At 49.2% G+C, this 18,671-nt stretch carries 11 protein-coding genes, 2 tRNA genes, 3 rRNA genes and 2 pseudogenes; 4 read left to right on the forward strand and 14 right to left on the reverse strand.

Annotated features, from left to right (window positions below; genetic code table 11):
- Nucleotides 1–114: 114 nt before the first annotated feature.
- Nucleotides 115–624: a Der GTPase-activating protein YihI gene (gene yihI / locus LG381_RS03755; RefSeq protein WP_225762047.1), complete on the reverse strand. Its 510-nt coding sequence runs from the start codon at nt 622–624 to the stop codon at nt 115–117.
- Between the two features lie 118 nt (nt 625–742).
- Nucleotides 743–935 (reverse strand): annotated as a pseudogene (locus tag LG381_RS03760) (hypothetical protein); the annotation flags it as partial.
- Between the two features lie 269 nt (nt 936–1,204).
- Between LG381_RS03760 and yihA the strand changes: the two are divergent.
- Nucleotides 1,205–1,837, forward strand: a complete 633-nt coding sequence (yihA, locus tag LG381_RS03765) for a ribosome biogenesis GTP-binding protein YihA/YsxC (RefSeq protein ID WP_000183347.1) — start codon at nt 1,205–1,207, stop codon at nt 1,835–1,837.
- A gap of 385 nt (nt 1,838–2,222) precedes the next feature.
- On the opposite strand, the gene polA is transcribed toward yihA, so the two are convergent.
- Nucleotides 2,223–5,009, reverse strand: a complete 2,787-nt coding sequence (gene polA, locus LG381_RS03770) for a DNA polymerase I (protein ID WP_085461421.1) — start codon at nt 5,007–5,009, stop codon at nt 2,223–2,225.
- A 363-nt stretch (nt 5,010–5,372) separates the two neighbouring features.
- Here polA and LG381_RS03775 point away from each other — a divergent pair.
- Nucleotides 5,373–6,305 (forward strand): annotated as a pseudogene (locus LG381_RS03775) (acyltransferase).
- A 39-nt stretch (nt 6,306–6,344) separates the two neighbouring features.
- Here the strand turns inward: LG381_RS03775 and LG381_RS03780 are convergent.
- The 4 genes from LG381_RS03780 to LG381_RS03795 all read right to left on the reverse strand — a co-directional run bounded on the left by LG381_RS03780 (nt 6,345) and on the right by LG381_RS03795 (nt 9,905).
- The gene (locus LG381_RS03780; RefSeq protein WP_225762966.1) at nt 6,345–7,775 is read right to left on the reverse strand and encodes a DUF945 family protein; all 1,431 of its coding nucleotides are present in this window, start codon (nt 7,773–7,775) and stop codon (nt 6,345–6,347) included.
- A gap of 154 nt (nt 7,776–7,929) precedes the next feature.
- The gene (gene dsbA / locus LG381_RS03785) at nt 7,930–8,556 is read right to left on the reverse strand and encodes a thiol:disulfide interchange protein DsbA (RefSeq protein ID WP_000725346.1); all 627 of its coding nucleotides are present in this window, start codon (nt 8,554–8,556) and stop codon (nt 7,930–7,932) included.
- A 16-nt stretch (nt 8,557–8,572) separates the two neighbouring features.
- Nucleotides 8,573–9,559, reverse strand: coding sequence for a stress response kinase SrkA (gene srkA / locus LG381_RS03790; protein WP_001062021.1), 987 nt, complete (start codon nt 9,557–9,559; stop codon nt 8,573–8,575).
- Between the two features lie 76 nt (nt 9,560–9,635).
- Nucleotides 9,636–9,905: a YihD family protein gene (locus tag LG381_RS03795; RefSeq protein WP_001295263.1), complete on the reverse strand. Its 270-nt coding sequence runs from the start codon at nt 9,903–9,905 to the stop codon at nt 9,636–9,638.
- 69 nt (nt 9,906–9,974) lie between these two features.
- Between LG381_RS03795 and mobA the strand changes: the two genes are divergently transcribed.
- Nucleotides 9,975–10,559 (forward strand): molybdenum cofactor guanylyltransferase MobA, encoded by a 585-nt coding sequence (gene mobA, locus LG381_RS03800; protein WP_105280360.1) that lies wholly within the window; start codon nt 9,975–9,977, stop codon nt 10,557–10,559.
- Entirely contained in the window at nt 10,541–11,068 is a 528-nt protein-coding gene (mobB, locus tag LG381_RS03805) for a molybdopterin-guanine dinucleotide biosynthesis protein MobB (protein ID WP_105280361.1), read from the forward strand. The genes mobA and mobB overlap by 19 nt, the downstream gene beginning before the upstream one ends.
- Before the next feature lie 96 nt (nt 11,069–11,164).
- Here mobB and rrf read toward each other — a convergent pair.
- The 7 genes from rrf to trkH form a co-directional block, all read right to left on the reverse strand.
- Nucleotides 11,165–11,280: ribosomal RNA gene (gene rrf, locus LG381_RS03810) — 5S ribosomal RNA — on the reverse strand.
- 99 nt (nt 11,281–11,379) lie between these two features.
- A 23S ribosomal RNA gene (locus LG381_RS03815) occupies nt 11,380–14,282 on the reverse strand.
- A gap of 181 nt (nt 14,283–14,463) precedes the next feature.
- A tRNA-Ala gene (locus tag LG381_RS03820) sits at nt 14,464–14,539 on the reverse strand.
- A gap of 42 nt (nt 14,540–14,581) precedes the next feature.
- Nucleotides 14,582–14,658 (reverse strand) — tRNA-Ile (locus LG381_RS03825).
- 68 nt (nt 14,659–14,726) lie between these two features.
- A 16S ribosomal RNA gene (locus LG381_RS03830) occupies nt 14,727–16,268 on the reverse strand.
- The 16S, 23S and 5S rRNA genes sit together here with 2 tRNA genes alongside, the layout of an rRNA operon.
- 376 nt (nt 16,269–16,644) lie before the next feature.
- Nucleotides 16,645–17,190: a menaquinone-dependent protoporphyrinogen IX dehydrogenase gene (gene hemG, locus LG381_RS03835; RefSeq protein ID WP_000853955.1), complete on the reverse strand. Its 546-nt coding sequence runs from the start codon at nt 17,188–17,190 to the stop codon at nt 16,645–16,647.
- A gap of 11 nt (nt 17,191–17,201) precedes the next feature.
- On the reverse strand, nt 17,202–18,653 hold the full coding sequence (trkH, locus tag LG381_RS03840) for a Trk system potassium transporter TrkH (RefSeq protein WP_000545680.1): 1,452 nt from the start codon (nt 18,651–18,653) through the stop codon (nt 17,202–17,204).
- Nucleotides 18,654–18,671: the final 18 nt, after the last annotated feature.

Here is an 18,671-nt window from a genome sequence, read left to right on the forward strand (position 1 = left end):
GCGCAGCCACTTTTGTCGCCGCGACAACCGCCGTAGTTTAACGAATAACCACACCAGATAACATATAACCGGAAGGGTTATCAGCAGAATGGGAAGGCCCACGGTGGCAATCCGTTAGTTGCCCCGCAGCAGACGCATCATGTCTTCTTGCTTCTCGTCTTCTTCCTCTTCTTCATCGTCGTCATAAGAGAGGCCGAGTTTCTGCATCAACTCATCAATACGATCCAGTTTGGCATCAACCCAGGATTGCTCTTCGACGCTCAGGGTTTCGCCTGCTTCCAGACGTTCCAGCAGCGCATCCAGACGCTCATCCGTTTCCAGTAACTCCAACTCCGCCTGCGGTGAAAGCATAGGTTTCTCACTCTTCGGTTTGTGCTGTTTGGTGACTTTTTCAGTCACGCCCAATGGAATAGGGGTTTTACTACCAATACGTGGATCTTTCGGTGCGTTCTGGCCTTTGTTGCCTGATGTCGTTTTACCGCCCGCTGCGCGGCTGCCCGGCGCATGACCGCGACGTTTTTTCTGGCGCTTGCGGTCACGAGCTTCCTGATCCAGCTCCTCGCGTGTTTTTCGACGCGCTTTTGCGTGACCTTTGCTGCGTGAGTTTGAAGATGATGGTTTCATAATGATTCGTCTTTTTGCCGTTTTATTCAGTATAGATTTGCGGCGGAATCTAACAGAAAGCAAGCAAAGAAAAAAGGCGACAGATTACTCTGTCGCCTTTTTTCCTGACTCATAACCCTTAACGGGTCTTACAATCCTTGCAGGCCGCCAACACACCCTGTTTTTCCATTAGCCAGAACATTCCGTGTTGATTCCATTTCCGTTTAATTACGTCTCCGGACGTTTGTCTTCCTGACAATCCTCTGTCTTCGCCTCCTGGCGCTCCTGACCCTCATCCTGAGTCATCTTCCTGTTAGCGTCCTCGCTCTATGGGTGCTACTTTACGCTTCTGCGCTAAACAAACAATAAACTATCATCAGTATTTTCTCATTTTCAGATTATTGTATAAAACTAATCACATGATTTATTTGACCTATTTGACATGCATCGCAGAATTTTCTCTTCGATTTCGCATAAAGATGATCGGCAATGTCTCACAAAGTATGTGGCTTTTACTTACACCATGCCCCCCGAAAAATCCGTCTTTTATTGTGGTTCAGGTATAATCGCTGAAAAGCTTTGACTGACGGAGACGACCGCTTTGACTAATTTGAATTATCAACAGACGCATTTTGTGATGAGTGCGCCTGATATTCGCCACTTACCTTCCGATACCGGAATCGAAGTGGCTTTTGCAGGCCGTTCCAACGCAGGTAAATCCAGCGCGCTGAACACGCTGACTAACCAGAAAAGCCTGGCTCGTACCTCGAAAACACCAGGGCGCACCCAGCTTATCAACCTGTTTGAAGTGGCTGATGGCAAGCGTCTGGTTGACTTGCCTGGCTACGGTTATGCGGAAGTCCCGGAAGAGATGAAGCGCAAATGGCAGCGCGCGCTCGGCGAATACCTCGAAAAACGTCAGAGCCTGCAAGGTCTGGTGGTGCTGATGGATATTCGCCATCCGCTGAAAGATCTCGATCAGCAGATGATTGAGTGGGCGGTGGACAGCAATATCGCCGTGTTGGTGCTACTGACCAAAGCGGACAAACTGGCGAGCGGTGCACGTAAAGCGCAATTGAATATGGTGCGTGAAGCGGTGCTGGCATTTAATGGTGATGTGCAGGTAGAGACCTTCTCTTCGCTGAAGAAACAAGGCGTGGATAAGCTGCGTCAGAAGCTGGATACCTGGTTTAGCGAAATGCAGCCCATCGAAGAGAATCAGGACGGCGAATAATTTTTCTTTCCCCGGTGCCGGATGTAGCTTAAATGCTTTGTCTGGCCAGGGACTTCAAAATATTGCGACTCACGCCGTAAGCCTGATAAGCGTTATGCGCCAGGCAATTCAGATCTTTTCTCTCGCCCAATAAAAAACGCCCCAGTCATTACTGACTGGGGCGGCTAAAAATTCAGCCAAATCCGATTACGTGAAGTAAAAGGTCTGAAAGATAGAACATCTTACCTCTGTACCCTACGCGAATAACTTTACTCTTTTTTGTTCAGTTCAGAAAGCATTTTTTGTAATTTTTTTTCAGTTGTTGCATAGGAATTTCTAATAGCCATCACAAAACGTGACAGCTTATGTTGCTTACTTACGAAAAAAGGGCTTATTCAGGCGAATCTTAGTGCGCCTGATCCCAGTTTTCACCGCTTCCGACTTCCACCAGCAACGGCACATCCAGACGGGTACAGTTTTCCATCAATTGATGGATTTTCTTTGATACCACATCGAGATCATCTTTATGAACTTCAAATACCAGTTCATCGTGTACCTGCATGATCATACGAACGCGCGGTTGCTCGGCCTGTAACCATGCATCGACGGCAATCATCGCCCGTTTGATGATGTCGGCTGCAGTTCCCTGCATCGGCGCGTTAATTGCTGCACGTTCAGCCGCAGCACGACGCGCACCGTTGCTGGACTTGATATCCGGCAAATAGAGACGGCGTCCGTCCAGCGTTTCAACGTAGCCCTGCTCTTTCGCCTGAGCACGGGTGCGTTCCATATACTCCAGCACGCCAGGGTAGCGTTCGAAGTAAAGATCCATGTACTTCTGCGCTTCTTTACGTGGAATGTTCAATTGCCGCGCCAGACCGAAAGCACTCATGCCATAAATCAGACCAAAGTTGATTGCTTTCGCGCTACGGCGTTGCTCGCTGGTGACGGTTTCCAGTGGCAAACCAAACACTTCTGCCGCCGTTGCCCGGTGGATATCTTTTCCTTCTGCAAATGCAGTCAGCAAGCCTTTGTCTCGCGAGAGATGCGCCATAATGCGCAATTCAATCTGCGAGTAGTCCGCTGAGACAATCACATAATCCTCTGGCGCAATAAACGCCTGGCGGATACGACGACCTTCTTCGTTACGCACCGGAATGTTTTGCAGGTTAGGATCGGTTGACGATAAACGTCCCGTTGCGGTTACTGCCTGGTGATAAGAGGTATGCACACGCCCGGTTTTCGGGTTGATCATCAACGGTAGCTTGTCGGTATAAGTTGATTTCAGCTTCGCCAGACCACGATACTCCAGAATCACTTTTGGCAACGGATAGTCCAGCGCCAGTTCTTCCAGTACCTCTTCCGACGTTGACGGCGCACCACCCGGCGTTTTTTTCAGCGGCTTAATACCTTGTTTTTCAAAAAGAATAGTTTGCAATTGCTTGGTGGACGAAAGGTTAAATTCCTCACCTGCAATTTCATGCGCTTTCTTTTCCAGCTCCGCCAGACGCAGAGTGAGCTCTTCAGAATGATTGTGCAGCACTTTCGGGTCGATCTTCACACCGTTGCGTTCGATGCGTGAAAGCACCGGCACCAGCGGCATTTCGATGTTTTCGAAGACGTTCAACGGCCCTTTGTGTTTCTGCAGATCCGGCCACATTTTCAGATGCAATTGTAAGGTGACGTCTGCATCTTCGGCGGCGTAGCGACCGGCCTCTTCCAGGGCAATCTGGTTAAAGGTCAGTTGATTTTTGCCTTTACCGGCAATCTCTTCAAAAGTGATAGTTTTGTGCTTCAACCAACGTTCCGCGAGGCTGTCCATATCGTGACGCCCGGCAACGCTATTGAGAATGTAGGACTCCAGCATGGTATCAAACGCAATCCCACGCAGTTCAATGCCGTAGTTCGCCAGAATACCGCGATCGTATTTCAGGTTTTGCCCGACCTTCAGCGCCTTTTCATCTTCCAGTAGCGGTTTTAGCAACTCGAGTGCACGCTCGCGAGAGATTTGATCGGGCGCATCAAGGTAATCATGAGCAACCGGAATATATGCCGCTATGCCTGGCTCGATAGCAAAGGAAAGCCCCACCAGGTTGGCAGAGATGTTATCGAGGCTGTCAGTTTCGGTATCAAATGCAAATACCGGCGCTTTTTCCAGCTTCGTAATCCATTCTTTCAGCGTATCTTCATCAAGGATAGTGACGTAGTTATCGTAAGAAATCACCGTTGCCACCACTTCTGGCGTTTCGTCGACAACAAGCGTTTCCTGCGGCTTCGCGGCAGGTTTAGACCCTTTGGCCTGTAACCATTTGCCCGCCTCTACATCAGCAGTCCAGCGTTTGAACTCATACTTTTTGAACAGCCCCAACAACTCTTCAGCCGCCGGTTGCTGCACTTCCAGTTGTTCACAGGTCAGTTCCAGCTCAACATCGGTTTTAATCGTCGCCAGCTGGTAAGAGAGATAAGCCACTTCTTTGTTTTGCTCTAGCTTCGCCGCCATTGTTTTCGCGCCACGGAAGCTTAGGCCAGCAATTTTTTCCGGCTCGGCATACAGCGTATCCAGCCCGCCAAGCCCCTGCAGCAGTGCCTGCGCAGTTTTTTCACCCACGCCCGGTACGCCTGGGATGTTATCGGAGGAGTCGCCCATCAGAGCCAGGAAGTCAATGATCAGTTCTGGCGGTACGCCGTACTTATTCACCACCTCTTCCGGGCCGAGGATGGTGTTTGTCATAGTATTGATAAGCGTAATATTTGGCGTCACCAACTGCGCCATATCTTTGTCGCCAGTGCTGATCAGCACCGGACGCCCGGCTTTTTCGGCTTCGCGCGCCAGAGTGCCGATAACGTCGTCCGCTTCTACGCCAGAAACCGCCAACAGCGGCAGTCCCATCGCTTTAACCATCGCGTGCAGAGGTTCTATTTGTGCTCGCAAATCGTCCGGCATTGGCGGGCGATGTGATTTGTAATGTTCAAACAGTTCATCACGAAAGGTTTTTCCCTTGGCGTCAAAGACCACCGCTGCATGTGTCGGTTTATATTGCATAATTAGACTACGCAGCATGTTGAGGACACCGTACATCGCACCGGTCGGCTCGCCTGCGCTGTTGGTCAGCGGCGGAAACGCGTGATATGCGCGATAAAGATAAGATGAACCATCTACAAGGATAAGTGGATTTTGGGGGATCTGAACCATAATGTCCGTGCCTGTTTATCAGATTATGGGTAAAGGATGCCACAGACAGGATGAAAACATGAGTTTTTCACCGCTTTTCGTGAAAATCTTTTGTAGATCTTCTGGATCGCTCGCAAATCGTCATGTGGATAACTTTGTGCATAAATTATTTACATCGCTTTTAATTTATTATCATGCTTTTTACAGCATGATGTTTATCTTTGTTTTTCATGCAGTTAAAAATAAAGCCATCCCTAATAATTGAGATAATAGGATTTCTTCTAATGTGGATAGATATAAATTATTTTTCTACTTCAGGATCATCCGTTATTTGGGGCGTTTTCTGCTAAAATCTGCGCCTTGCGCTTCTTTCGCGCACTGTCTATGGCTAACTTTTTGAATAAATTAATTATGACGAGAATACTCGCTACGATAACCCTTTTGCTGAGTATCGTATTGACCATTTTGGTTACCATTTTTTGTTCCGTCCCGATCATCATTGCCGGGATCGTAAAACTATTGTTACCTGTGCCAATGATATGGCGAAAAGTTTCACGTTTTTGTGATTTTATGATGTATTGCTGGTGCGAAGGACTGGCGCTATTACTGCACCTTAATCCACATTTGCGATGGGAAGTTCACGGGCTGGAAGGGTTAAGTAAAAAGAACTGGTATCTGCTTATTTGTAATCACCGTAGCTGGGCAGATATTGTCGTACTGTGCGTGCTGTTTCGTAAGCACATTCCGATGAATAAATATTTCCTCAAACAGCAACTGGCCTGGGTGCCTTTTCTTGGCCTGGCATGTTGGGCGCTGGATATGCCGTTTATGAAGCGTTATTCCCGCGCTTATTTGTTACGTCATCCGGAGCGACGCGGTAAAGATGTAGAAACTACTCGTCGTTCCTGAGAAAAATTTCGCCTGCATCCTACCACTATTGTAAATTTTGTTGAGGGTTCCCGCTTCACTGAAGAGAAACACCAGCAAACCCACTCAACATTTCAAAATCTTCTGCCACCAAAAGCTGCCGGTATTGCGATGGCGCTGAATGTATTAGGTAAACAATTCGATAAATTGCTCAACGTTACGCTGTGTTATCCGGATAATCACCGTCAACCATTCTTCGATATGTTAAGTGGTAAACTGACCAGGATTGTCGTGCATGTGGATTTACAGCCTATTGCTGAAGAATTGCATGGCGACTATATCAGTGACAAAAGCTTTAAACGCCATTTTCAGCAATGGCTGAACTCACTGTGGCATGAAAAAGACAGGCTTCTGACGTCATTGATGTCATCGCAGCGCCAGGATAAGTAGTTTTTCTCGCCTCTGAATTAGCAGAGGCGAGATATTATATTAATGTGCAAAACGTCCGGCACGAGACATAAATTCTTCTTCGCTCATCTCCTGCCCGTTAAAAACAACTTTACCCGGTGTATAACGCAACTGCAGCGAGGCGGTATTGTTGTCAATCGTGATTAACTGAAACATCTGACCTAATGTCATCATCCCGCTGATTTGTTTATCAGCCTGCTTTTGCGCTTTTTCCGCATCCATTCCTTCAGATAAATTAAGCTGTTTTGCGGTTTCTGTGACGACATTAAGCGGTAACGTCACATCAAAATTGAACGATTTAATATTTTTGTTTGTGGATGATGAAGATTTGGCTGGATCATCAATACTCAGATCCAGATTGGCGTTTAGTTCTCCGAGAGTATTTCTCCAGCTAACCGGCAATTTAATAACTGGCTCACTTTTTTGTAATAACGGTAAATACTCTTTGAACAATGCAGCATTCACTTCTTGCAGAGCTGCTTTATCGTTTGCTAGCTCAGGGTGTGCAGTAAGCTGCTTTTGCATCGCAATGTTATACAGGATGATAAATTGGCGCACCGCTGAGGGATCAATAGATTCAGCAATCAATGACCACTCACCACTACCGAGTTGCTGATTCCCTTTTGTTAACTTATCAAGTTCGTAGGTCAGATTGACATTGATATAATCTTTGTCTTTTACGCGATCCAGCCTGGTTTTTGCAACGAAAGCATCGATTTGGGCAACGTCTTCTCCGCGATTGATAATGTTAATCTGATTAAATTTCGACTCGCTTTCACCCACCGGAAATTTCTTTTCTTCTAATCGCGTCAGAGAATTAATGGTAAAACTCTTCGCCGTTACTTTGCTTATTGGCGATAATTTCAGGACAATATCTTCGACCTTGCCTTCAATATCCAGATTAGACAATGAACTATCATCACCATTAAAAGTAAACTGGCCTTCACCAAAGGAAAACTCTCCATACTCTGCAGGGGCAACATCTAATGTCGTGGAAAATGAGCCACCAAACGCGAATCGCAATGTCGCTTCAACGGGCGATTTATTTTTCGAGGCGATAAATAGCGGTTGTGTCAGTTCATTATTCACTAAGTTCACTTTTGCCGCTGCCAGTGCGGGGATGACATTACCACGCATTAACATTGTGATGGGTAACGGACCGTGCTCAATATCTACATCAAATGCAACTTTCTGGCCTGGTTTGATATTGAGATCGGGTGCACCGTTATCAAATATAATTTGCATCTGAAAATGGGAATTAAAAAAACCTTTTTCAAAATTTTTATAACTTAATGTCATCGCGTAGGCATGTTCACCTTTCTTTTTAGCATCGTTAAAATCTTTAATAAACTTTTCGACACCTGGCTGAATTTGCGTACCTGTGTACCATGTGCCACCACCCCAGATAACGGCTAACGCAACAATGACACCTGTAGCTGACTTACGTATCATATAAATATTCCCTGATAAAACAGCAAAACTTTGAATATCCACTTATGCTGAAATAATGTCCAGTAACAGGACGTATTATCAGAATGTATTTATATTTATTAAATAATAAAAAAAGCCCGTGAATATTCACGGGCCTTATGTAATTTACAATGAATTATTTTTTCTCAGACAGATATTTCACAGTATCAGCATACTGCTGAACAAAAACATCCATATTGCTGGTATCCATACCCTGCGGATTCAGCTGATATTTACCGTTAACAAACATCGCCGGAACGCCACGCAATTGCATGTCGGCTGCGGCTTTTTCCTGCTGAGCGACCAGAGATTTCACCACGAAGCTGTTCCACGCTGCGTCGTACTCTTCACTTTTAATACCTGCGTTGATAAACACATCGCGGATATCAGATGCAGAACGAATGGTCTGGGTTTTCTGTACGCCTTCAAACAGCGGAACAGTGACTTTGTCTTCCACGCCCAGCGCCATTGCCACTGCCCATGCCTGAGTCAGTTCTTTGCCCAGATCCCCGCCCATGAAGTTAACGTGGTATTTAGTCATCTTCACGCCTTCCGGCAGTTTTTTCTTCACGTTATCAGAAATATGCAGAACTTCTTCAAACTGATAGCAGTGCGGACAGAAGAAAGAGAAAAACTCCAGCACTTGCGGCGCGCCAGCAACCGGTTTTTCCAGGGTGGTGTACTGCTTACCATCTTCATACTGCGCCGCCGATGCGCTAAACGCTAAAACTAAACCAGCCAGCGCCAGCCAAATCTTTTTCATGATCTACTCTCTCCGATTAATACATAGGTGTTAATTGCAAAGGGGGTTCTTGTAGAACTTTTGCCTGTTCTATAAAAGTCGCCGTCTGTCGCAGCCAGTAATCTTCCCCGGTTAACCACGGGAAATTTTTCGGGAACGCGGGATCAGCCCAACGCCGCATTAGCCAGGCAAGATAATAAACCAAACGCATGGCGCGTAAAGGTTCAATCAGTCCGATTTCAGCGGTATCGAACTCGCTAAACTCTTCATAAGCTTCAATAATAGTTTCCAGTTGCATCCGCTGCTCGGCTTTATCACCATTCAGCAACATCCACAAATCCTGAATAGCCGGACCATTACGTGCATCATCCAGATCGACAAACATCGGACCATCGCGCCAGAGAATGTTCCCGGCATGGCAGTCACCATGTAGCCGCAGAACGGTGAAATCTTCCCGCCAGTGTGCTGTAACAGCGGCGATCAGCTCGTCCGTCGCTTTCAGAAATGCCGCTTTCAACCCGGAAGGGATCAGTGTAGCGTCCTCAAACAGCTTGCGTGGCTCAATAAGATACTCATTCAGGCCGATAGTCGGGCGATGGATAAAAAGCTGTTTGCGCCCCGTCTGGTGCATACGCCCCAGATAACGGCCAACCGCTTCCATCTGATCGATATTATCAGCTTCGAACTGGCGACCACCGACGCTTGAGAAAACGGCGAAATAAAATCCCTGATGATTCAATAAAGTCTGACCATTAAAGACCACTGGCGCTGCGACCGGCACTTCATCGTTTACCAGCTGCAACGCAAATTGATGTTCTTCGAGGATTTGATAGGCTGTCCAGCGTTCAGGACGATAAAATTTAACGACAAAGCGTCGGCGATCTTCGTCCTGAAATTGATAGACACGGTTTTCATAGCTGTTAAGCGGGGTAAGCCCGGAATCCACCCGGATCCCTTGCTCAAACAGAGCGTCCATGATGGTATCCGGGTGTAGTGTCTGGAAAGTAAAAGCGTTGTTGTTCATCCCATCATCCGGAAAACATTACGAATGATGAAGGATATCATTTCACGATGATTTTGGTCGCGCCGCTTACAAGCTTTTACTCTTTAATTACGCCGCGTGCGCGTAACAGCGCCGTTTTGAAGTCTTCTTCATAATCTTTCTGCAAACCTGGGATCACCGCATCTTTCGCGGAATCACGCATTTTCAGGTGATAGATCAGAATGTCATCCGTCAAATCCGCCAGTTCGCCGTCAAAACCTGACTCTTTCGCCAGTTTCTGCAAAAATTGCAACAAGTTAAGGTCTGGCTCTTTTTGCCAGGCTGGCTGGAGGAGTTCAATAACTTCATTCAGACGTTTACATTTCATAGTGATGCTCCTTACTCTTGAGACAGACACGTTAGCAGGGTCAATCCCACAATAAAAGAGGCGATATCGGTGAATCTGATGACGATGATAACAGGCGTTGTGCTGGCGGGCGGTAAAGCCAGACGAATGGGCGGCGTAGATAAAGGATTGCTTGAATTAAACGGCAAACCGCTGTGGCAACATGTCGCTGACGCGCTTATGACGCAGCTGCCTCACGTCGTGGTTAATGCCAATCGCCATCAGGAAATCTATCAGGCAAGCGGCCTGAAAGTGATAGCGGATTCTCTGGCGAACCATCCTGGGCCACTGGCGGGAATGCTTTCAGTAATACAGCAGGAAGCAGGTGAGTGGTTTCTGTTTTGTCCGTGCGATACACCCTATATTCCCCAGGATTTAGTCTCCCGGCTTAATCATCAGCGCAAAGATGCGCCTGTCGTGTGGGTTCATGATGGCGAACGCGATCACCCGACTATAGCCCTGGTAAATCGCACTATTGAGCCATTATTGCAGGAATACCTGCAGTCCGGAGAGCGCCGGGTGATGGCTTTTATGAATCTTGCTGGCGGTCACGCGGTTGATTTCAGCGATCGCAAAGAGGCATTTATAAACGTGAATACGCCAGAGGAACTTGCCCGATGGCAGGAAAGACAATGATACCGTTACTCGCCTTTGCCGCGTGGAGTGGCACCGGAAAAACTACGCTGCTAAAAAAACTGATCCCGGCATTATGCGCCAGAGGGATCCGTCCAGGGCTGATTAAACATACGCATCATGATATGGATGTTGATAAGCCAGGCAAAGATAGCTATGAGCTGCGCAAGGCTGGCGCGGCGCAAACCATCGTTGCCAGCCAGCAACGATGGGCTTTGATGACGGAAACGCCAGACGAAGAAGAACTGGATCTGCATTTCCTCGCAAGTCGAATGGATACCTCAAAGCTAGATTTGATTCTGGTCGAAGGGTTTAAGCATGAAGAGATCGCGAAGATTGTGCTGTTTCGTGATGGAGCCGGACATCGACCGGAAGAGTTGGTGATAGACAGGCATGTCATTGCTGTGGCCAGCGATGTACCGCTTAATGTTGATGTTGCGTTACTGGATATTAATGATGTTGAGGGGCTGGCTGATTTTGTGGTGAAGTGGATGCAAAAGCAGAAGGGATAATACAAGGCTGGATAAGACGCGCCAGCGTCGCATCCGGCATTTTTTGCACCAGCGCAAAAAGACCATCCTTGCGGATGGCCTTCTGCTTTATCTGATGCCTGGCAGTTCCCTACTCTCGCATGGGGAGACCCCACACTACCATCGGCGCTACGGCGTTTCACTTCTGAGTTCGGCATGGGGTCAGGTGGGACCACCGCGCTACGGCCGCCAGGCAAATTCTGTTTTATCAACACGTCGTTCTTCAACATGTCGATTTAATCTGTATCAGGCTGAAAATCTTCTCTCATCCGCCAAAACAGCTTCGGCGTTGTAAGGTTAAGCCTCACGGTTCATTAGTACCGGTTAGCTCAACGCATCGCTGCGCTTACACACCCGGCCTATCAACGTCGTCGTCTTCAACGTTCCTTCAGGACTCTCAGGGAGTCAGGGAGAACTCATCTCGGGGCAAGTTTCGTGCTTAGATGCTTTCAGCACTTATCTCTTCCGCATTTAGCTACCGGGCAGTGCCATTGGCATGACAACCCGAACACCAGTGATGCGTCCACTCCGGTCCTCTCGTACTAGGAGCAGCCCCCCTCAGTTCTCCAGCGCCCACGGCAGATAGGGACCGAACTGTCTCACGACGTTCTAAACCCAGCTCGCGTACCACTTTAAATGGCGAACAGCCATACCCTTGGGACCTACTTCAGCCCCAGGATGTGATGAGCCGACATCGAGGTGCCAAACACCGCCGTCGATATGAACTCTTGGGCGGTATCAGCCTGTTATCCCCGGAGTACCTTTTATCCGTTGAGCGATGGCCCTTCCATTCAGAACCACCGGATCACTATGACCTGCTTTCGCACCTGCTCGCGCCGTCACGCTCGCAGTCAAGCTGGCTTATGCCATTGCACTAACCTCCTGATGTCCGACCAGGATTAGCCAACCTTCGTGCTCCTCCGTTACTCTTTAGGAGGAGACCGCCCCAGTCAAACTACCCACCAGACACTGTCCGCAACCCGGATCACGGGTCAACGTTAGAACATCAAACATTAAAGGGTGGTATTTCAAGGTCGGCTCCATGCAGACTGGCGTCCACACTTCAAAGCCTCCCACCTATCCTACACATCAAGGCTCAATGTTCAGTGTCAAGCTATAGTAAAGGTTCACGGGGTCTTTCCGTCTTGCCGCGGGTACACTGCATCTTCACAGCGAGTTCAATTTCACTGAGTCTCGGGTGGAGACAGCCTGGCCATCATTACGCCATTCGTGCAGGTCGGAACTTACCCGACAAGGAATTTCGCTACCTTAGGACCGTTATAGTTACGGCCGCCGTTTACCGGGGCTTCGATCAAGAGCTTCGCTTGCGCTGACCCCATCAATTAACCTTCCGGCACCGGGCAGGCGTCACACCGTATACGTCCACTTTCGTGTTTGCACAGTGCTGTGTTTTTAATAAACAGTTGCAGCCAGCTGGTATCTTCGACTGATTTCAGCTCCATGAGTAAATCACTTCACCTACATATCAGCGTGCCTTCTCCCGAAGTTACGGCACCATTTTGCCTAGTTCCTTCACCCGAGTTCTCTCAAGCGCCTTGGTATTCTCTACCTGACCACCTGTGTCGGTTTGGGGTACGATTTGATGTTACCTGATGCTTAGAGGCTTTTCCTGGAAGCAGGGCATTTGTTGCTTCAGCACCGTAGTGCCTCGTCATCACGCCTCAGCCTTGATTTTCCGGATTTGCCTGGAAAACCAGCCTACACGCTTAAACCGGGACAACCGTCGCCCGGCCAACATAGCCTTCTCCGTCCCCCCTTCGCAGTAACACCAAGTACAGGAATATTAACCTGTTTCCCATCGACTACGCCTTTCGGCCTCGCCTTAGGGGTCGACTCACCCTGCCCCGATTAACGTTGGACAGGAACCCTTGGTCTTCCGGCGAGCGGGCTTTTCACCCGCTTTATCGTTACTTATGTCAGCATTCGCACTTCTGATACCTCCAGCATGCCTCACAGCACACCTTCACAGGCTTACAGAACGCTCCCCTACCCAACAACACATAGTGTCGCTGCCGCAGCTTCGGTGCATGGTTTAGCCCCGTTACATCTTCCGCGCAGGCCGACTCGACCAGTGAGCTATTACGCTTTCTTTAAATGATGGCTGCTTCTAAGCCAACATCCTGGCTGTCTGGGCCTTCCCACATCGTTTCCCACTTAACCATGACTTTGGGACCTTAGCTGGCGGTCTGGGTTGTTTCCCTCTTCACGACGGACGTTAGCACCCGCCGTGTGTCTCCCGTGATAACATTCTCCGGTATTCGCAGTTTGCATCGGGTTGGTAAGTCGGGATGACCCCCTTGCCGAAACAGTGCTCTACCCCCGGAGATGAATTCACGAGGCGCTACCTAAATAGCTTTCGGGGAGAACCAGCTATCTCCCGGTTTGATTGGCCTTTCACCCCCAGCCACAAGTCATCCGCTAATTTTTCAACATTAGTCGGTTCGGTCCTCCAGTTAGTGTTACCCAACCTTCAACCTGCCCATGGCTAGATCACCGGGTTTCGGGTCTATACCCTGCAACTTAACGCCCAGTTAAGACTCGGTTTCCCTTCGGCTCCCCTATTCGGTTAACCTTGCTACAGAATATAAGTCGCTGACCCATTATACAAAAGGTACGCAGTCACCCCATAAAAGAGGCTCCCACTGCTTGTACGTACACGGTTTCAGGTTCTTTTTCACTCCCCTCGCCGGGGTTCTTTTCGCCTTTCCCTCACGGTACTGGTTCACTATCGGTCAGTCAGGAGTATTTAGCCTTGGAGGATGGTCCCCCCATATTCAGACAGGATACCACGTGTCCCGCCCTACTCATCGAGCTCACAGTATGTGCATTTTTGTGTACGGGGCTGTCACCCTGTATCGCGCGCCTTTCCAGACGCTTCCACTAACACACACACTGATTCAGGCTCTGGGCTGCTCCCCGTTCGCTCGCCGCTACTGGGGGAATCTCGGTTGATTTCTTTTCCTCGGGGTACTTAGATGTTTCAGTTCCCCCGGTTCGCTTCATTAACCTATGGATTCAGTTAATGATAGTGTGACGAATCACACTGGGTTTCCCCATTCGGAAATCGCCGGTTATAACGGTTCATATCACCTTACCGACGCTTATCGCAGATTAGCACGTCCTTCATCGCCTCTGACTGCCAGGGCATCCACCGTGTACGCTTAGTCGCTTAACCTCACAACCCGAAGATGTTTCGTAAAACACCATCGTGTTGCGAAAATTTGAGAGACTCACGAACAACTTTCGTTGTTCAGTGTTTCAATTTTCAGCTTGATCCAGATTTTTAAAGAGCAAAACTTCGCAGTGAACCCTTGCAGGTACACTCTGAAGTATTTTTTATTTAATCACTACAGAGATGGTGGAGCTATGCGGGATCGAACCGCAGACCTCCTGCGTGCAAAGCAGGCGCTCTCCCAGCTGAGCTATAGCCCCATAACATGTAGTTAAAACCTCTTCAAATTTGCGGTGCAAATTTGGTAGGCCTGAGTGGACTTGAACCACCGACCTCACCCTTATCAGGGGTGCGCTCTAACCACCTGAGCTACAAGCCTGTAGAGGTTTTACTGCTCATTTTCATCAGACAATCTGTGTGAGCACTTCAAAGAACGCTTCTTTAAGGTAAGGAGGTGATCCAACCGCAGGTTCCCCTACGGTTACCTTGTTACGACTTCACCCCAGTCATGAATCACAAAGTGGTAAGCGCCCTCCCGAAGGTTAAGCTACCTACTTCTTTTGCAACCCACTCCCATGGTGTGACGGGCGGTGTGTACAAGGCCCGGGAACGTATTCACCGTGGCATTCTGATCCACGATTACTAGCGATTCCGACTTCATGGAGTCGAGTTGCAGACTCCAATCCGGACTACGACGCACTTTATGAGGTCCGCTTGCTCTCGCGAGGTCGCTTCTCTTTGTATGCGCCATTGTAGCACGTGTGTAGCCCTGGTCGTAAGGGCCATGATGACTTGACGTCATCCCCACCTTCCTCCAGTTTATCACTGGCAGTCTCCTTTGAGTTCCCGGCCAAACCGCTGGCAACAAAGGATAAGGGTTGCGCTCGTTGCGGGACTTAACCCAACATTTCACAACACGAGCTGACGACAGCCATGCAGCACCTGTCTCACAGTTCCCGAAGGCACCAATCCATCTCTGGAAAGTTCTGTGGATGTCAAGACCAGGTAAGGTTCTTCGCGTTGCATCGAATTAAACCACATGCTCCACCGCTTGTGCGGGCCCCCGTCAATTCATTTGAGTTTTAACCTTGCGGCCGTACTCCCCAGGCGGTCGACTTAACGCGTTAGCTCCGGAAGCCACGCCTCAAGGGCACAACCTCCAAGTCGACATCGTTTACGGCGTGGACTACCAGGGTATCTAATCCTGTTTGCTCCCCACGCTTTCGCACCTGAGCGTCAGTCTTCGTCCAGGGGGCCGCCTTCGCCACCGGTATTCCTCCAGATCTCTACGCATTTCACCGCTACACCTGGAATTCTACCCCCCTCTACGAGACTCAAGCCTGCCAGTATCAGATGCAGTTCCCAGGTTGAGCCCGGGGATTTCACATCTGACTTAACAGACCGCCTGCGTGCGCTTTACGCCCAGTAATTCCGATTAACGCTTGCACCCTCCGTATTACCGCGGCTGCTGGCACGGAGTTAGCCGGTGCTTCTTCTGCGGGTAACGTCAATGAGCAAAGGTATTAACTTTACTCCCTTCCTCCCCGCTGAAAGTACTTTACAACCCGAAGGCCTTCTTCATACACGCGGCATGGCTGCATCAGGCTTGCGCCCATTGTGCAATATTCCCCACTGCTGCCTCCCGTAGGAGTCTGGACCGTGTCTCAGTTCCAGCGTGGCTGGTCATCCTCTCAGACCAGCTAGGGATCGTCGCCTAGGTGAGCCGTTACCCCACCTACTAGCTAATCCCATCTGGGCACATCCGATGGCAAGAGGCCCGAAGGTCCCCCTCTTTGGTCTTGCGACGTTATGCGGTATTAGCTACCGTTTCCAGTAGTTATCCCCCTCCATCAGGCAGTTTCCCAGACATTACTCACCCGTCCGCCACTCGTCAGCGAAACAGCAAGCTGTTTCCTGTTACCGTTCGACTTGCATGTGTTAGGCCTGCCGCCAGCGTTCAATCTGAGCCATGATCAAACTCTTCAATTTAAAAGTTTGATGCTCAAAGAATTAAACTTCGTAATGAATTACGTGTTCACTCTTGAGACTTGGTATTCATTTATCGTCTTGCGACGTTAAGAATCCGTATCTTCGAGTGCCCACACAGATTGTCTGATAAATTGTTAAAGAGCAGTGCCGCTTCGCTTTTTCTCAGCGGCGCGGGGTGTGCATAATACGCTTTCCCGCTACAGAGTCAAGCATTTTTTTGCTTTTCTCTGTTGAGATTCTCAGGAGAATCCCGCTGACCCGGCGGCGTGTTTGCCGTTGTTCCGTGTCAGTGGTGGCGCATTATAGGGAGTTATTCTGAGCTGACAAGAGGAAATTTAAAATAATTTTCCGAATGCGCGTTTTTTATTCTTTATGCTTATTTCAGCGTCGGTTTGTCGGTTAAATGGGCGATTTCTCGGGCGAAATTCGCCACTTGCTCCCAATCGGTGTAGACAACTTCTTTGCGCGTATCCGTTTCTCCGCCTGACATCTTCATAATCAGCTTGATCATAAAGCGGTCGTACCAACGATAGCGTGGATAACGCAGCGCCCCGGCAATGACTGCACAGCGATCGGGACGCCATTGCGAGTTCATCAGAAACTTCCGCGCGTAGCTATTGGTCTGCACAGTACGCTTCTCCGGTTTGCGCGCCACCAGATTCACGGAGTAAAAGGCGCTCGGCATCGAGTTCAGCTGCGTCGCATGTTTTTTGACAAATTCCTGGAACGCAGAATGGTAGTGACCGTAGCGAATAGAAGCGCCAATAACCACGCGATCGTAGTTTTCCCACTGTGGCTCTTCAATGCGGTGCACATTAGCGACATCCGCCTGGATCCCCAGTTCTTTCAATTCCGAAGCCAGGTAGGAGGCAATCTCGCGCGTTTGTCCGTCCCTTGTTGAGAAAAGAATTAATGTTTTCACGTATTACTCCATCATTCACGCCAGAAAGTCGGGGTAAAGAGCACCAGCAATGTAAAGACCTCCAGACGACCAAACAGCATGTTGGCAATCAGGATCCATTTAGCCACCGGGTTCATACTGGTAAAGTTATCAGCAACCACGCCAAGCCCTGGCCCCAGGTTATTCAATGTAGCAACAACCGAGGCAAAGGCAGAAAAGTCATCCACGCCCGTGGCGATAATCGCCAGCATACTGACAATAAACACCAATGCATAGGCGGAGAAAAATCCCCAAACGGCTTCGAGGATACGTTCCGGCAGTGCGCGATTCCCCAGCTTAATGCTGTAGACGGCGTTCGGATGCACCAGTCGTTTCAGCTCACGGTTCCCCTGCTTGAACAGCAGCAGGATGCGGATCACTTTCAGGCCACCGCCCGTTGACCCGGCGCAACCACCGATAAAAGCAGAGCATAACAGCAGTACCGGCAAGAAGAGCGGCCAACGGGCAATGCTGTCTGTCGTAAATCCGGCAGTCGTCGCCATCGACACCACCTGGAAAAATGCCTGGTTAATCGTCATCAGCGCCGAACTGTAGACATTATGAAACCACAGAACGAGTGTACAAATAACCACCAGCGTAAACTGTACGCCGATAAACATGCGAAATTCCGGATCGCGCCAATAAACCTTCAGACTGCGCCCACTTAACAGCGAAAAGTGTAGACCGTAGTTACAGCCGGAGATCAGCAGGAAGATAGCAATGATAGTATTAATGGTCGGGCTATCGAAATAGCCAACGCTGGCATCATGGGTTGAGAAGCCACCAATGGCGATTGTCGCGAAGCTATGTCCGATGGCATCAAAAGCATCCATTCCGGCAAACCATAACGCCAGCGCACAGGCGACGGTCAGCAAGACATAAATCAGCCACAAGGTTTTCGCCGTTTCCGCAATACGCGGGCGCATTTTGTTATCTTTCAGCGGGCCGGGCATTTCTGCACGATAGAGCTGCATCCCACCAACGCCGAGGATAGGCAGTATCGCTACCGCCAGCACGATGATCCCCATCCCGCCAAACCATTGCAGCATCTGGCGATAAAAGAGGATAGCGTGAGGGAGTGAATCCAGCCCCACCAGCGTAGTGGCCCCGGTGGTGGTCAGGCCGGAGAAAGATTCAAAAAACGCATCGGTAATCGTGAGGTTCGGGCTTTCCGAGAAGATAAAAGGGAGCGCACCGACGCTACCCAGCACCGTCCAGAACAGCACCACAATCAGAAACCCTTCGCGGGATTTCAGTTCGCCCTTCTCTTTACGGTTCGGCCACCACAGCATAGAGCCAATGGCGAGGGCGACAAAAAAGGTCTGGGTAAAAGCGCGGCCTGCCCCATCCCGGTAGATGAGTGCTACCAGCCCAGGGATAATCATCGTCCCTGAAAATAAGATGACCAGTAGTCCAACGATTCGGGTAATGGCGCGAAAATGCATCTCTGCCGCTTCCTTAGT

The organism is Escherichia sp. Marseille-Q3837, assembly GCF_916618735.1.
Taxonomy (GTDB): Bacteria; Pseudomonadota; Gammaproteobacteria; order Enterobacterales; family Enterobacteriaceae; genus Escherichia; species Escherichia ruysiae.

Coding starts and splice junctions, on each gene's coding strand:
- LG381_RS03780 (WP_225762966.1), bottom strand. CDS start 7,775: ATGATACGTAAGTCAGCTACAGGTGTCATTGTTGCGTTAGCCGTTATC.
- srkA (WP_001062021.1), bottom strand. CDS start 9,559: ATGAACAACAACGCTTTTACTTTCCAGACACTACACCCGGATACCATC.
- mobB (WP_105280361.1), top strand. CDS start 10,541: ATGGCAGGAAAGACAATGATACCGTTACTCGCCTTTGCCGCGTGGAGT.
- polA (WP_085461421.1), bottom strand. CDS start 5,009: ATGGTTCAGATCCCCCAAAATCCACTTATCCTTGTAGATGGTTCATCT.
- trkH (WP_000545680.1), bottom strand. CDS start 18,653: ATGCATTTTCGCGCCATTACCCGAATCGTTGGACTACTGGTCATCTTA.
- LG381_RS03795 (WP_001295263.1), bottom strand. CDS start 9,905: ATGAAATGTAAACGTCTGAATGAAGTTATTGAACTCCTCCAGCCAGCC.
- dsbA (WP_000725346.1), bottom strand. CDS start 8,556: ATGAAAAAGATTTGGCTGGCGCTGGCTGGTTTAGTTTTAGCGTTTAGC.
- yihI (WP_225762047.1), bottom strand. CDS start 624: ATGAAACCATCATCTTCAAACTCACGCAGCAAAGGTCACGCAAAAGCG.